The organism is Hydrogenophaga sp. FW305-3-2-15-A-LB1, assembly GCF_058787875.1.
The window spans coordinates 1-15491 of record NZ_JBYTAE010000071.1; the positions used below are offsets into that span (position 1 = coordinate 1).

General features: G+C 67.9%; 12 protein-coding genes. 5 read left to right on the plus strand and 7 right to left on the minus strand.

Annotation, left to right across the window (positions count from 1 at the left end):
- Positions 1-96 precede the first annotated feature (96 nt).
- From AC3WPZ_RS20355 to AC3WPZ_RS20375, 5 genes are all read right to left on the minus strand, one after another.
- Entirely contained in the window at positions 97-915 is an 819-nt protein-coding gene (locus tag AC3WPZ_RS20355) for a COG1470 family protein (RefSeq protein ID WP_492441207.1), read from the minus strand.
- A gap of 7 nt (positions 916-922) precedes the next feature.
- Complete coding sequence (locus tag AC3WPZ_RS20360; RefSeq protein ID WP_382322273.1) at positions 923-1384, minus strand: hypothetical protein; 462 nt, start codon at positions 1382-1384, stop codon at positions 923-925.
- Positions 1381-2040: a hypothetical protein gene (locus AC3WPZ_RS20365; RefSeq protein ID WP_492441209.1), complete on the minus strand. Its 660-nt coding sequence runs from the start codon at positions 2038-2040 to the stop codon at positions 1381-1383. The genes AC3WPZ_RS20360 and AC3WPZ_RS20365 overlap by 4 nt, the downstream gene beginning before the upstream one ends.
- A 131-nt stretch (positions 2041-2171) precedes the next feature.
- Positions 2172-2762 (minus strand): hypothetical protein, encoded by a 591-nt coding sequence (locus tag AC3WPZ_RS20370; protein WP_291121743.1) that lies wholly within the window; start codon positions 2760-2762, stop codon positions 2172-2174.
- A 207-nt stretch (positions 2763-2969) separates the two neighbouring features.
- Positions 2970-3473: an Lrp/AsnC family transcriptional regulator gene (locus tag AC3WPZ_RS20375; RefSeq protein WP_382325775.1), complete on the minus strand. Its 504-nt coding sequence runs from the start codon at positions 3471-3473 to the stop codon at positions 2970-2972.
- 182 nt (positions 3474-3655) lie between these two features.
- On the opposite strand from AC3WPZ_RS20375, the gene AC3WPZ_RS20380 reads away from it, so the two are divergent.
- The 5 genes from AC3WPZ_RS20380 (at position 3656) to AC3WPZ_RS20400 (ending at position 13109) form a co-directional block, all read left to right on the plus strand.
- On the plus strand, positions 3656-7255 hold the full coding sequence (locus AC3WPZ_RS20380; protein WP_492435928.1) for an indolepyruvate ferredoxin oxidoreductase family protein: 3600 nt from the start codon (positions 3656-3658) through the stop codon (positions 7253-7255).
- A gap of 119 nt (positions 7256-7374) precedes the next feature.
- On the plus strand, positions 7375-7701 hold the full coding sequence (gene yajC / locus AC3WPZ_RS20385) for a preprotein translocase subunit YajC (RefSeq protein WP_291121741.1): 327 nt from the start codon (positions 7375-7377) through the stop codon (positions 7699-7701).
- A 93-nt stretch (positions 7702-7794) separates the two neighbouring features.
- Positions 7795-9669 (plus strand): protein translocase subunit SecD, encoded by a 1875-nt coding sequence (gene secD, locus AC3WPZ_RS20390; protein WP_291121740.1) that lies wholly within the window; start codon positions 7795-7797, stop codon positions 9667-9669.
- A 15-nt stretch (positions 9670-9684) separates the two neighbouring features.
- On the plus strand, positions 9685-10638 hold the full coding sequence (gene secF / locus AC3WPZ_RS20395; protein WP_382322271.1) for a protein translocase subunit SecF: 954 nt from the start codon (positions 9685-9687) through the stop codon (positions 10636-10638).
- A gap of 74 nt (positions 10639-10712) precedes the next feature.
- Positions 10713-13109, plus strand: coding sequence for a DUF1631 family protein (locus AC3WPZ_RS20400; protein WP_492441211.1), 2397 nt, complete (start codon positions 10713-10715; stop codon positions 13107-13109).
- 16 nt (positions 13110-13125) lie between these two features.
- Here AC3WPZ_RS20400 and dprA read toward each other — a convergent pair whose 3' ends face one another.
- Both dprA and AC3WPZ_RS20410 read right to left on the minus strand, forming a co-directional pair.
- Positions 13126-14232 carry a DNA-processing protein DprA gene (gene dprA / locus AC3WPZ_RS20405; protein ID WP_382322270.1) on the minus strand — a complete coding sequence of 369 codons (1107 nt, stop codon included), beginning with the start codon at positions 14230-14232 and terminating at the stop codon, positions 13126-13128.
- An 8-nt stretch (positions 14233-14240) separates the two neighbouring features.
- The gene (locus tag AC3WPZ_RS20410; RefSeq protein WP_492435923.1) at positions 14241-15476 is read right to left on the minus strand and encodes a LysM peptidoglycan-binding domain-containing protein; all 1236 of its coding nucleotides are present in this window, start codon (positions 15474-15476) and stop codon (positions 14241-14243) included.
- Positions 15477-15491 lie beyond the last annotated feature (15 nt).

The window sequence follows — 15491 nt, forward strand, 5'->3', positions numbered from 1 at the left end:
GAGGTGGGGCCGCGCTCTGCGCCCAGGCCGCCAGCCAGGGGGTCGATGCACCCAGGAGCGCCAGCAGGCAATGGGACGGGCGCGGCACCAGCCCCCTCATGGAGCGAAGCTCGCGTCCAGCGGCAGGCGGTTCTTGCCCCATTCGAGGTTGCCCTTGACCGTCAGCGGAAAGCGCACCGTGGGCGTGGGTTTGCCGTTCTCGGCGACCGGCGTGATCGCGATGCGCCGCGTCTCGCCCGGCAGGATGGGCAGGTCGGCCGGCGCCATCTCGAAGCGCGCGCCGCTGGCGTCGGTGCCGTTGACGAAACCTTCGAGGCGACCGTGGGCATTGCCCAGGTTGCGCACCTCGACCACGGCGCTGGGCTGGCCATCCACCTGGGCCACGCGGGTGCCGGTGATCTCCAGCTTCGGGGTGGCGTCGCCGATGGTGGCGTACACGATCACGCCAATGCGGCCACCCACGGGGAAATTGAGGTCGCCCTGCACGCGCGCGGGCTCCAGGCCCTCGATCATCAGCGCGAAGCGGCACTCGCGCGCCGGCGTGCCCGGCGGGGGCGTGATCTCGAAGCGGTAGCGGTAGCGCGCGCCGGGCTCGATCGTCAGCTCGCGCCGCTCGACCGCGACCCAGGGCCGGCAGCTGTCGGCGGCGAGCGCGTCGCTGAAGGCCACCGAGTTGTCGGGCAGGAAGGTCCAGTCGTTGGTGTAGATGCGGTAGTTGCCTTTTTGCTGCCCCACGTGCTGGATCTCCACCACCTGGCGCAGGTTCTGACCGGGCGCGACCTGCACCTCGAAGCGCGGGGGCGTGATGTAGGCCGCGAAGCCCTGCGCGAGCGCGCCGTGGGAGGCGCTGGCCAGGGCGAGGGCGCCCAGCGCGAGGGCGGGGCGGCGAAAGAGGCTCAGGAATGCAGGGCGCATGGCGGAATCAGTCGGCATCCAGTTCGAAATGGAAATTCAGGCGGCGGCTGTTCGACTGCCAGTCGGCGTTCGAGCGCAGGCGCACCTGCAACTGGTCTTCCAGCGTGGGGGTGGTGATCGGGCCGGCATGCACCAGCGCGCGCTCGCCCGACACCAGCCGGCCCGCCTGCAGGCGGCCCTGGGTGGTCCAGACCGCTTCCACGGTGGAGGCCTCGTCGCGCGGCAGCACCATGTAGATGCGCCCGCTGCGCCCGATCCAGTCGCGCGTGTCGATGCGGATGTTGACGCGCAGCCAGGCTTCCATGCCGCCCGCGAAGGGCTGGCCCGATTTCAGGGGCAGCCACTGCATCTGCACGTTGGGTGGCACCGTGTGGCTCAGCGAGTCGTCCAGGCGGTGCGGGTTGGCCCAGGCGGTACTGGTCAGCAGGCCGCACAGCGTCGCCAGGGCGAAGCGTCGGAAAGCCGTCATGGGCTGCTCAGGGTGTAGGTCACCCGGCCGTTGTAGGTGCCGGCTGCCCGCACCGCGTTGTTGGCGTAGACGTAGGAGTGGCAGTTCTCGAAATACGTGTTGCCCGGGACCGTCGCCAGCGTCTGCGTGCCGCCGTTGAAGGTGCCGGCCGGGATCACGTTGGGCGCGCCGCTGCCCGGGGCCGACACGGTCCAGCTGATCTCGGTGAAGGGAATGGTGTCGCCGCCCGCGTTGGTCAGGCTGGTGGGCGAGGAGACGGTGAGTGTGGCGTTGGCCGAGCCGCTGTTGCGGCGGTAGCCGGCGCCCACCATGACCTGGCTGGCGGGCGTGGGGCAGGTGGTGTAGCCGTCGGCGTACAGGCTGGTGGACTGCGTGCTGTCGCTGGTCATGGCCAGGTCCGCGCCATTGCCCAGCTGCGCCGCCGGCACCGTGACCTGCACCAGGTTGACGGGCCCGCTGGTGCCGGCCGTGCCATTCAAGGTGCCGCTGGTGCCGCTCATGGCGCCGTTGCCCACGTGCAGGAACAGGCGGCGGCTGCCGGAGGTGATCGTCAGCGACCAGGCGTGCGCGGCGGCCATTTCCGCCAGACACAGCAAAGCCAGACAACTGCTCGCCGCGAGGCGGGCCTGGCTGGATCGGGTTGTCGTGCGCTTCATGGTGTCTGGCTGACCGTGGCTGTCCGAAAAAGCTTGGCGCCTGAAATGGCGACGGAGGGTTGCACGGGGCAAACCCTCCGGGAGGCCGATGGCGGCGGTGGGGCCGCCCTCTCAAGGTCTGCCGCGCAGACTCAGGGCATGGAGGCGGTGTAGGTCACGCGGCCGTTGGTCGTGCCGTAGGTGCCGGGTGCCACCACGGCCGAGTTGGCGTAGCTGAAGGTCCAGTTGGCCGTGCGGTCGGTGATCTTGGTGCCCGAAGACAGCGTGACGTTGGAGGCCGCGCCCGCGCCGGTGTTCGGAATGGCCGGGCTGGGCAGCGCGGCCAGGTTGCTGGTGGCCGAGATCTCGGACCAGGGAATGGTGTCGGCCGTGCCGTTGGTCAGCGCGCCGGTGGTGGACGCGGCCAGGGTGACCTGGCCGTTGTTGCCCACCACGCGGACCGGCACCACGTTGCCGGTGACCGCGCCGGCGGTCGCACCCGTGCCGACGGCGGCCGGGTTGCTGGTGTAGTCGAAGGTCACGGTGTCGATCGTGGTGTTGGTCGCGAAGGCGCCGGCACCGGTGCCCACGGCCAGGAACAGCACCCGGGGAATCGTCACGCGGAAGTCCAGGCGGGCCACCGCGCTGCCCGCGCCGGTGACGAGCTGGGATTCGGCCGAAGCCATCAGCGGGGTGGCCAAGGCCAGCGCCAGGGCGGATTGGAGCAACAGGGCTTTTTTCACGACGTTTCCTTCAGGACGGTGCAGAAGTGGGGTCTGAGCACTTTTAGGTACGCGGCCCACGGGTGGGTGATGGGCGGATGTTACGGAAAGTCACTTCGAGGATCAATATGTGGCCGAGGAAAAATTTCACACTTTTCAAGCACTTACGGCGACTTTGTTAACCGACGGTAAAAAAACGAAGACGAGCGGCGAAAAAAGTGCTCAAGTTCACGCACCTTTTGCCGTGTTCGTACTTCTGGTTACCAGGTGCTGCAACGGAAGTGCACTGCCGGACTTCACCTCGCCCAGGGAGAAGCTGGTGTGCAGGTCTTTCACGTTGGGCAGGTTGAGCAGGACCTCCCGGGCAAACTGGCTGAAGTGGTTCAGGTCGCGGCTGACCACCTGCAGCTCAAAGGTGCCGGAGCCGCTGATGTAATGACAGGACACCACCTCGGGGATGCGGCGGATCGCGTTTTCCAGGGTGCGCGTGACGTCGCCGCTGTTGCGGTCGGCGTCCAGGCGCACGAAGGCCAGCACGCCCAGGCCGATCTTTTCGCGGTCGATCTCCGCGCGGTAGCCCCGGATGAAGCCCGATTCCTCGAGCGCCCGCACGCGCCGCCAGCACGGCGCGGCCGACAGGCCCACACGCTGCGCCAGCTCGGCGTTGGTGAGGCGGCCGTCGCTTTGCAGTTCTTGCAGGATGGCGATGTCGAACTTATCGAGTGTTTCCATGATGGCCTGTTTTGGGAATGAATCTTTCTCGATCATCGTGAAAACAGGCATGAAACGCAAACACCTATCGCGCACTGGGGCATACACTGTGCGCCACACTGGAGGCGTGCATCTACCCGTTGCACACCCCGTTCACGACCCGCCCACGAAGCAGGCCCCACATCCCCCACGGAGACAAGCCGATGAACGCCCCCCTGCCCGACCACATCCGCCGCGCGCTCGAGACGGTCACCCTCGACGACAAATACGCACTCGATCACGGTCGCGCCTTCATGAGCGGCGTGCAGGCGCTGGTGAAGCTGCCCATGCTGCAGCGCCAGCGAGACGCCTTGCTGGGCAAGAACACCGCGGGCTTCATCAGCGGCTACCGGGGTTCGCCGCTGGGCGGCTACGACCAGGCCCTGCAGAAGGCGGCGCCGTACCTGAAGGCGCAGAACATCGTGTTCCAGCCCGGGGTGAACGAGGAACTGGCCGCCACCGCGCTCTGGGGCACCCAGCAACTGGGCTTCGCGCCAGCGGGCAGCAACCGCTTCGACGGCGTGTTCGGCATCTGGTACGGCAAGGGCCCGGGCGTGGACCGCTGCTCCGACGTCTTCAAGCACGCCAACATGGCGGGCACCACGCCCTGGGGCGGCGTGATCGCCGTGGCCGGCGACGACCACGTGGCCAAGAGCTCCACCGCCGCGCACCAGAGCGACCACATCTTCAAGGCCTGCGGCCTGCCGGTGTTTTTTCCGACCTCGGTGCAGGACATCCTGGACCTGGGCCTGCACGCCCTGGCCATGAGCCGCTTCAGCGGCGTGTGGGCCGGCATGAAGACGATCCAGGAGATCGTCGAATCCAGCGCCACGGCCGAAATCGATCCCGGGCGCGTGAACATCGTCATTCCCGAGTTCGAGATGCCCCCCGGTGGCCTGCACATCCGCTGGCCCGACCACGCGCTCGACCAGGAAGCCCGCCTGTTCGACTACAAGTGGTACGCCGCGCTGGCCTATGTGCGCGCCAACAAGCTCAACCACAACGTGATCGCCGGGCCGAACGACCGCTTCGGCCTGATCGCCAGCGGCAAGGCCTACAACGACACGCGCCAGGCCCTGCTGGACCTGGGGCTGGACGACGAGACCTGCCGCCGCATCGGCCTGCGCCTGCACAAGGTGTCGGTGGTCTGGCCGCTGGAGGCGCAGACCACGCGCGAGTTCGCCACCGGCCTGCGCGAGATCCTGGTGGTGGAAGAGAAGCGCCAGGTCATCGAGTACCAGCTCAAGGAAGAGCTCTACAACTGGCGCCCCGACGTGCGCCCGAACGTGCTGGGCAAGTTCGACGAGGTCGAGGGCGATTTCAGCGGTGGCGAATGGAGCATGCCCAACCCCAGCGCGCGCACCCTGCTGCGCGCCAACGCCGACCTCTCACCGGCCATCATCGCGCGCGCCGTGGCCAAGCGCCTCAAGAAGATCGGCGGCGTCCCTGAGGACGTGATGGCGCGCATCGATGCCCAGCTCGCCATCCTGACGGCGCAGGAGCAGTCGATGCAGACCCTGCTCACGCAGGGCGTGGCCGGCGCCGAGCGCCAGCCGTGGTTCTGCTCGGGCTGCCCGCACAACACCAGCACGCGCGTGCCCGAGGGCTCGCGCGCCATGGCCGGCATCGGCTGCCACTTCATGACGATCTGGATGGACCGCGCCACCGTGGGCTTCACCCAGATGGGCGGCGAAGGCGTGCCCTGGGTCGGCCAGCAGCCGTTCAGCCACGACCAGCACATGTTCGCCAACCTGGGCGACGGCACCTACTTCCACAGCGGCCTGCTGGCGGTGCGCCAGAGCATCGCGGCCGGTGTGAACATCACCTACAAGATCCTCTACAACGACGCCGTGGCCATGACCGGCGGCCAGCAGGTGGGCGAGCGCCCTGAAGGCCACAGCGTGGTCCAGATCGCGCAGAGCATGCGCGCCGAAGGCGCGGTGAAGATCACCATCGTCACCGACGAACCCGAGAAGTACGACAGTGTGAAGGGCCTGCCCGAGGGCATTGCGATCCAGCACCGCGACACGCTCGATGCCGTGCAGCGCGAGTTCCGCGAGATCAAGGGCACCACGGTCATCATCTACGACCAGACCTGCGCCACCGAGAAGCGCCGCCGCCGCAAGCGCGGCACCATGGTCGACCCGGACAAGCGCGTGGTGATCAACGAGCTGGTGTGCGAAGGCTGCGGCGACTGCGGCGTGCAGTCCAACTGCCTGTCCGTCGAGCCACTGGAGACCGAATTCGGCCGCAAGCGCACCATCAACCAGAGCACCTGCAACAAGGACTATTCCTGCGTGAAGGGCTTCTGCCCGAGCTTCGTCACTGTCGAAGGCGGCCAGTTGCGCAAGAAGGAAAAAGGCGGGGCCAAGCTCGAATGGACCGGTGGCGCGTTGCCGCTGCCCGTGCTGCCCACCCTGGACGCGGAGGCCTGGGGCATCATCGTCGCCGGCGTGGGCGGCACCGGTGTCATCACCATCGGCCAGCTGCTGGGTGTTGCCGCGCACCTGGAAGGCAAGGGCATCGTGACGCAGGACGCGGCGGGTCTGGCGCAGAAGGGCGGCGCGACCTGGAGCCATGTGCTCATCGGCGCACGGCAGGACGACATCCGCACCACCCGCGTGTCGGCCGCGTCGGCCGACCTGATCCTGGGCTGTGACCCGATCGTCAGCGCGAACAAGGAAACCTGGGCCCGCCTGCGCGCCGGCCGCACGCACGTGGCGCTCAACGTGAACGCCACGCCCACCGCGGCCTTCGTCAAGAACCCCGACTGGCAGAACCCGGCGCAGGCCTGCGTGGACGCGCTGGTGCACAGCCTGGGGGCCGATGCGGTGGGCACGTTCGACGCCGAGACGGCGGCCACGCGCCTGATGGGCGACAGCCTGTACACCAACCCCATGATGCTGGGCTACGCCTGGCAGAAGGGCTGGCTGCCGCTGGAGCTGGCTTCGCTGATGCGCGCCATCGAACTCAACGCGGTGCAGATCGACAAGAACAAGGCGGCCTTCGAATGGGGCCGCCGCGCCGCGCACGACCTGCAGGCCGTGGCCGCGCTGTGGCAGAAGGCCGGGGCGGGCGAGCAGGTGATCCAGTTCAAGAAGCGCGACTCGCTCGACGACCTGATCGCCCGCCGCGTCGACTTCCTCACCGGCTACCAGAATGCCGGCTACGCCGACCAGTACCGGCACTTCGTGAACCGCGTGCGCGCGTCGGAAGCCTCGCTGGGCAAGACCACGCTGACCGAAGCCGTGGCGCGCAACCTGTTCAAGCTCATGGCCTACAAGGACGAGTACGAGGTCGCCCGCCTGCACAGCGACCCGGCGTTCCACGCCCGCCTGGCCAGCCAGTTCGAAGGCGACTACAAGCTCAAGGTGCACCTGGCCCCACCGCTGATCGCCAAGAAGAACGAGCGGGGCGAGCTGGTCAAGCAGCCGTTCGGCCCCTTCATGTTCAAGGTGTTCAAGCTGCTGGCGCGTTTCAAGGGCCTGCGTGGCACCTCGCTGGACATCTTCGGCCGCACCGAAGAGCGCCGCACCGAGCGGGCCCTGATCGGGCAGTACCGCTCCGATGTCGAGGCCCTGCTGACCGGCCTGACCAGCACGAACCACGCCCTGGCGGTGGAGATCGCGCGCCTTCCCGAGCAGATCAAGGGCTTTGGCCATGTGAAGGAGCGCCACCTCGCCGCCGCGCGCAGCCGCCGGGAAGGCCTGCTGCAGCAATGGCGCCAGCCCGAAGCGGCGCCGAACCTGGCCCGCGCCGCCTGATTCGCGGAACCACCCCGGCATACAATCGACGGTTGAGTCCGGAGTGCCCGGCGTCGCCTCATCCAGGCGGCCCCGGGCCTTTGGCGTTGTCCTGACCCCGAACCTGTTGGAGACCTCCCGTGTTCATTTCCTCCGCTTACGCCCAAGCCGCAGCCGCTGGCGACACCCAATCCACCCTGCTGGGCATGCTGCCCCTGGTGCTGATGTTCGTGGTGCTGTACTTCGTGATGATCCGCCCCCAGATGAAGCGCCAGAAAGAGCACAAGGCCATGGTCTCGGCCCTGGCCAAGGGCGATGAAGTCGTCACCGCCGGTGGTTTCCTGGGCAAGGTGTCCAAGATCGGCGAGATTTATGTGGGCGTGGAACTTGCCGACGGCATGGAAGTCCAGATGCAACGCACCGCCGTCGTGCAGGTGCTGCCCAAGGGCACGATCAAGAGCGTCTGAGCAAGCCGGCCCGGCGCCGCTGTGTCGGACCGGGCCCTTGAAATGCGCTTTCGCCTCCGCTGAACAACTCCAGGCCTCAGGCCCGGCTTCACCATGAACCGTTACCCGCTGTGGAAGTACGCGATCATCCTGGTCGCCCTGCTGATCAGTGCGCTTTATGCGCTGCCCAACCTGTTCGGGGAGTCGCCCGCCGTGCAGGTCTCGGCGGCCCGGTCCACGGTGCGCATCGAGCCCAGCACGGTCATTCGGGTGGAGCAGGCGCTGGCGGCGCAGAACGTGCAGAGCACGCGCATCCAGCTCGATGCCAATTCGGTCAAGGCCCGCTTCGACAGCACCGACGATCAGCTCAAGGCGCGCGATGCCCTGGAGAAAGCGCTCAACCCGGATCCGGCCGATGCCAGCTATGTGGTGGCCCTCAACCTGCTGCCCCGCACACCGGCCTGGCTCGCTTCCCTGGGCGCCTCGCCCATGTACCTGGGCCTGGACCTGCGCGGGGGCGTGCACTTCATGCTGCAGGTGGACATGCAGGCCGCCCTGCAGCGGCGCGCCGACGTGCTCGCCACCGACCTGCGCACCCTGCTGCGCGAAAAGGGCCTGCGGCATGGCGGCATCAACCGCAGCGGCCAGACCATCGAGCTGCGCGCCGGTGACGCCCAGACCCTGGGCGCGGCACGCGACCTGATCCGCACCCAGTTCGCCGACCTGCAGGTCACCGAGACGGCCGACTTCCGGCTGGTGGGCACCATCAGTCCCGAAGCCGCGCGGCGCGTGCAGGAGCAGGCGCTCAAGCAGAACATCACCACGCTGCACAACCGGATCAACGAACTCGGCGTGGCCGAGCCGGTGATCCAGCAGCAGGGCGCCGACCGCATCGTCGTGCAACTGCCGGGTGTGCAGGACACGGCCAAGGCCAAGGACATCCTGGGCCGCACCGCCACGCTGGAAGTGCGCATGGTGGACGAGAGCATGGAAGCCCAGGCGGCCGCGCGCGGCACCGGGCCGGTGCCGTTCGGTGCCGAGCGTTATCCGGAGCGCGGCGGCCAGTCGGTGGTCGTCAAGCGCGAAGTGCTGCTGACTGGCGAGAACCTCACCGATGCCCAGGCCGGCTTCGACAGCCAGACCCAGGAAGCGGCCGTGCACCTCACGCTGGACGCGAAGGGCGCGCGCGTGTTCCGCGACGTCACGCGCGAGAACGTCGGCAAGCGCATGGCCATCATCCTGTTCGAGAAGGGCCGTGGCGAGGTCGTCACCGCGCCCGTGATCCGCGGCGAAATCGGCGGTGGCCGGGTCCAGATCTCGGGCGCCATGACCACGGTGGAAGCCAACGACACCGCGCTGCTGCTGCGCGCCGGTTCGCTGGCCGCGCCGATGGAAATCATCGAAGAGCGCACCATCGGCCCGAGCCTCGGTGCCGAGAACATCACCAAGGGTTTCCACAGCGTGCTGTGGGGCTTCATCGCGATCGTGGTGTTCATGTGCATCTACTACGCCCTGTTCGGCGTGTTCTCCAGCATCGCGCTGGGCTTCAACGTGCTGCTGCTGGTGTCGCTGCTGTCCATGCTGCAGGCCACCCTGACCCTGCCCGGCATCGCCGCCATGGCGCTGGCCCTGGGCATGGCCATCGATTCCAACGTGCTGATCAACGAGCGCGTGCGCGAGGAACTGCGCCGGGGCGCTTCGCCGCAGATGGCCATCAACGCGGGCTACGACCACGCGTGGTCCACCATCCTGGACTCCAACGTCACCTCGCTGATCGCGGGCATCGCGCTGCTGATCTTCGGCTCCGGCCCGGTGCGCGGCTTCGCCGTCGTGCACTGCCTGGGCATCCTCACCAGCATGTTCTCGTCGGTGTTCTTCTCGCGCGGCGTGGTCAACCTCTGGTACGGCCGTCAGAAGAAGCTCAAGACCGTTTCCATCGGGACCGTCTGGCGTCCCGACGCCCAGAACGCCACGGCCAAGGCCGACTGATCAGGACCTCACGCCATGGAATTCTTCCGCATCCGCCGCGACATCCCGTTCATGAAGAACGCGTTGTTGCTCAACGCGATCTCCTTCCTCACCTTCATCGCCGCCGTCTTCTTCCTGACCACGCGCGGCCTGCACCTGTCGGTCGAGTTCACGGGCGGCACCGTCATGGAGGTGGCCTACGAACAGCCGGCCGACCTCACCTCGGTGCGCAAGGTCATCGAATCGCTGGGTTACGCCGATGTGCCGGTGCAGAACTTCGGCACCTCGCGCGACGTGCTGCTGCGCCTGCCGGTGCAGGCGGGCAAGACCTCCAGTCAGCAGAGCGAGACCGTGCTCGCGGCCCTCAAGGCGCAGAACCCCGCCGTGGAGCTGCGCCGCACCGAGTTCGTCGGCCCGCAGGTGGGCCAGGAACTGGTGACCAACGGCCTGCTGGCGCTGGGGCTGGTGATCGTGGGCATCATGATCTACCTCGCGTTCCGTTTCGAATGGAAGTACGCGGTCTCGGCCATCGTGGCCAACCTGCATGACGTGGTCATCATCCTGGGCTTCTTCGCCTTCTTCCAGTGGGAGTTCTCGCTGGCCGTGCTGGCGGCGGTGCTCGCGGTGCTGGGCTATTCGGTCAACGAGTCGGTCGTGATCTTCGACCGCATCCGCGAGACCTTCCGGCGCCAGCGCAAGATGAACACGCAGCAGGTGATCGACCACGCGATCACTTCCACCATCAGCCGCACCATCATCACCCACGGGTCCACGCAGGCCATGGTGCTGTCCATGCTGGTGTTCGGCGGCCCCACGCTGTTCTATTTCTCCCTGGCCCTGACCATCGGCATCTGCTTCGGGATCTACTCGTCGGTGTTCGTCGGAGCGGCCATGGCGATGTGGCTGGGCATCAAGCGCGAAGACCTGGTCAAGACCAGCAGCAAAACCGAAGGCGATCCGGACGACCCGAACGCCGGTGCTGTCGTTTAAGCGCGAAAGCGCGCGCCTTATACAGCGCGCCTGACGCCTGTGGATGAATCCAATCGTGTCATACTGCACACATTGTGTCGCCGCCCGATCAGCACGTTTCATCCCTGGCCAAACAGGCACGTGAACTCTTCGTGGTTCATGTGGGACGGGCGCTTCCCGAATGGGTCAAGGTCTGTGACACGCGGCTGACCTCGATCCTCGATCAGGCCGGCTCGGCGCGCGACATGCAGGCCCGTCGCGACGCATGGACCGGGTTCCAGAAAAACCAGACCACCTGGCTCAACCAGAGCCGCAAGGCGCTGCAGCGTTCGCTGCTGCCGCGCTTCTCCAACTCCGGCAGTCCCACCAGTGTCTCGGGCCAGCTGGAGCTGGTGGCCGAAGGCGCGATCGACGACCAGATCCTGGCCTCGCGCCTGGCGATGCAGGTGCTCGACAAGTCGTCCACCGAACTCAACGAATTGCGCCTGCGCATCCAGCACCTGGAAGGCCGGCTGGAGCTGCCTCGGGGCGACGTGCTGTTGCCCGATGTCACCGCGCGCATCCTGGTGGACCAGTGGCTGGACGCTCACATGACGCGGGAGGCCTGGGTGCTGGTGCAGGACGCGCTGGCGCCGGTCATGGCCACCAAGCTGCATGAGGCCTACAAGGCCGCGAACGAGTTTCTGGTGGCCAGCGGGGTGATGAAGGAAATCGACCTGCAGGCCCTGGTCAAACGGGTGCCGGGCAGCCGCAGCGAAGGTCCGGTGGTGCGCAGCGATGCGTCGGCCGCGGCCACCACCGCGCCGCGCCCGATGACGGCGGGACAGCGGATGGCCGGCGGGCCGGCGTCCATGCCCGCCTCCGCGCCCGGCGGTGTGTCCGGCATGGGGCCGGGATCGAACTTCGGTGCTGGCCGCGCGGGCGCACCATCGTCCGGCATGGGTGTGCACGATGAAACCCGGCTCATGACGGGCACGTCTCCGCTGGCGCGGGCGCGCATGCGGGCGCAGGGCGTGGTCGGGCGTCTCAAGCGCATGCTGATCGACCGCGTCGGTGGCGATTTCGAGGCCACACAGCTGTTGCCGCCCTCGCCCCGTCTGCAGCAGGCGATCCAGCATCAGGTGGCGTCGCCCAGCGTGGCCGCGGGTCTCTACGTGTCCGGCTCCTCGGGTGTGGGCGCGGTGTATGTGGACGCCTCGCATGTGGAGCGGGTCGCCACCTCCTTGCGCCAGCGCACTGCCGAACTCAAGCAGGCCGCGAGCACGCCGACCGAAAAGGCCACCATCGAGGTGGTGGCGCTGATGTTCCAGAGCATCCTGGCCGAAGAGCGCATTCCGCCGAGCGTTCGGGTCTGGTTCGCGCGGCTGCAGATCCCGGTGCTGCGCGTTGCGCTGGCCGAACCCGAGTTCTTCAGCGCCCTGCAGCATCCGGCGCGCCGCCTGATCGACCGCATGGGCTCCTGTGTGATGGGCTTCGAGTCCAACGTCGGCTCGGCCGCGCTGGAGGCCGAGATCAAGCGCGTGGTGCAGGTGATCGAGCAATACCCCGAAACCGGGCGGCGCGTGTTCCAGCTGGTGTTCGACGAGTTCCAGAAATTCCTCTCCACCTACCTCAGCGAGCAAGGCAGCGCCAGCCGCTTCGTGAGCGTCGCGCAGCAGGTGGAGCAGAAGGAAACCCTGTCGGTGCAGTACACGATCGAGTTGCGCAAGCTGCTGGACGATGTGCCGGTGCGCGACGAGGTGCGCGATTTCCTGTTCAAGGTGTGGGTCGATGTGCTGGCCGTGGCCAGCGTGAAGTACGGCCTGAAGCACGAAGAGACGACCTCGCTCAAGCAGGTCGCGTCCGACCTGCTGTGGGCGGCCAGCGCCAAGCCCAATCGCAACGACCGCGCCCGCGTGATCCAGCAACTGCCCGGCCTGCTGCAGCGCCTGCGCCATGGCATGGGGCTGCTGGGTTTCCCCACCTCGCTGCAGGACCAGCACATCAAGTCGGTGAGCGACACGCTGGCCGATGCCTTCATGTCGCGCACCGAACCCATCTCGCAGGAAAGCCTGGACAACCTGTCCGATCGGCTGGCCAACCTGGAAGACTACCTGCCGGCCAACGGTGTGGGCGACCTGGACCTGGACACCGAGAGCATCGAGATGATCACCGGCGTGGACGCCAGCAACATCGAGGTGATCAACCAGGGAGGCAGCCAGCCCAACGAGGCGATGCGCTCTTGGGCGGTGGAGCTGCAGATCGGTTCGTGGTTCGGCCTGGACCACAACGGCAAGCTCAACAGCGTGCAACTGGCCTGGCGCAGCGAGCGTGGCCAGCTCTACCTGTTCGTGACCAACGGTGGGCGCTGTTTCCTGATCCAGGCGATGCGTGTGGCGTCCTACCTGCAGGCTGGCCTGCTGGTGCCCAGCGAGGAAGAGGCCCTCACCGTGCGCGCCACGCGCGACGCGATGGCCAAGCTCGAGGCCAACCCCGAGCGCCTGCTCAACTGAGCGGGCCTGCCGGGGCTCAGCCCTGGCCCTGCCGTTGCAACAACCCGCCCGGCAGGCGGGCCACCTCTCCCGACAGTTCCAGTTCGAGCAGGCGCGCCTGCAGGTGCGCCGTGTCCAGGCCGGTGCGGGCCTGCAAGGCATCCAGGCTCACCGGATCGTGGCCCATGGCCCGCAACAGGCTGTCTTCCTTGGCGCCGTGGTCGCTGCCCGGCCCGGCGCTGTCGTCCGGCGGTACCGGTTCGGCGAAGCGCAGGTCTTCCAGGATGTCCTGCGCCGACTCGACCAGCTTGGCGCCCTGGCGGATCAGCGCGTGGCAGCCGCGCGATTGCGGCGCATGGATCGAGCCCGGGATCGCAAACACCTCGCGACCCTGCTCCGCCGCCAGCCGCGCGGTGATCAGCGAGCCGGACTGCACGGCCGCTTCCACCACCAGCGTGCCTTGCGACAAGCCGGCGATGATGCGGTTGCGTTGCGGGAAATGGGCTGGCAGCGGGGGGGTGCCCAAGGGGTACTCGCTGACGATCGCGCCCTGCGCCCCGATGCGGTGGGCCAAGGCCAAGTGGCGTTTGGGATAGACGCGGTCCAGCCCGGTGCCCACCACGGCCACCGTGGGAGCGCCGCCCAGCATCGCGCCATCGTGCGCGGCGCCATCCACGCCCAGGGCCAGGCCCGAGACCACGCAGACCCCGGCCTGCCCAAGTGCTTGCGCGAACTGGCGGGCGTTGGTTTCGCCTTGGGGTGTGGGGTTGCGGCTGCCCACGATGGCCAGCCGCCGGGGGTGGTGCAGGGCCTGCACGTCGCCCAGCACGTACAACAGCACCGGCGGATCGGCCATCTGCAGCAGATCGGGCGGGTAGAGCGGATCGCCCAGGGTCAGGATGTGGCGGTCCGCGGCGTCGGCCAGCCACGCCTGCGTGCGATCCACCTGCGCCTCGAGGTCTTCGGGGGGCTGCTCCAGCGCGCTCGCCGCGCGGGCACCGACGACCGCCTGCCAAGCCGAGGCCGGTTGGGCGAAGACCGCTTCGGGCAGGCCAAAGGCCGCGAGCAGCTTTCGCGCGGAGTCGAGGCCCACGCCTGGCGTGAGCAGCAGCCGCAACCAGGCGGCCAACTCGGGTCGGGGCATCGCGCCGATCAGGGGTTGACGAAGCGGTCGCCGACCTTCACGCCGTCGGTGATCTGCAGCACCAGCGCGTAGGACACCTTGTCGAAGGTGCGGAAGACCATCATCAGGCCGTTGCGCTCACCGGGCAGGCGCAGTTGCGGGCGGGTCTGATCGGTGGTGTCGGTGATCAGGCTGCTTTCGCGCTGCAGCGCCAGCACATGGCCGCGCTCGATGCCGTGCGCGCGGCCGCGGTTGATGGAGACCACTTGGTTCTGGGCCGCATAGCGCACCGCGTTGCCATACACCGAGACGATCTGGCCGCTTTGTGGCGTGTCGGGCGCGCGTGGCACGAAGTGGCTGAGTTCGCGTTCCGGTTCGGGCAACAGCCGGTCGCCGATGCGCATCTCTTCCTTGGCCGCGACGATGTCGATGGAGGCCGGCACGATCTCGGCCGGGGCCTTGCCGTCGGCGGCCGGGCGCTGGGTCTCGCCGCTCACCAATTGGGCCTTGCCCAGATACTGGGCTTCGTAGCCCAGGATTTCGCTCGTGGTGGGATCGCGCAGGGGGGTGGCGTTGCGGAACACGCGGTAGTCGATCGACTTGCCGTCCACGACCCGCAGCGGTTCGTTCTGCGGGCCGTCGCCGTACAGGGCGCGCGCATAGGCGCGGTCGCCCCGGGTGAGCAGCACGCGGTTTTCCTGCGTGGCCACGATGCGCGGTGCGCGCGCGAAGGTGGCTTCGTCGACGATCATGGGTTCGGTCAGGAACGACTCGATGGCCTGCAGCGACACCGGCGGAATGGCCGAGTCGCCCAGGCTTTCGTAGCGGGTGCGGGGCGACACGCGAACGGTGGCCGGGTCGCCGTTGCCGGCGGGGCGCGTGCTGAGGATGGCGCGGTCGCCGGACTTGATCAGGTACAGCACCTGGCCGGGGTAGATGCGGTGCGGGTTCTGGATGTCCTGGCGGTTCATGCCCCAGAGCTCGGGCCAGCGCCACGGCGTCTTGAGAAACACGCCGGAAATCGCCCACAGGGTGTCGCCGCGTTTGATGGTGTAGCTGTCGGGCGCATTGGGCGCGAGTTCGGACAGCGGCACGCCGTTCTGCGCCACCTGGTCGGCGGTGGCGCGTTGCCCGGGGGTGATCGGGAAGTTCTGCGCCAAGGCGCTGCCGGTGATCGAGGTGGCCAGCACGGCGGCGGCACAGACCAGCGAACGTCGCTGGCGCAAGAAGAAAAATTCGGCGGACTGGCGGGTTTGCAATGGCATGAAGTGGCCCCTGAG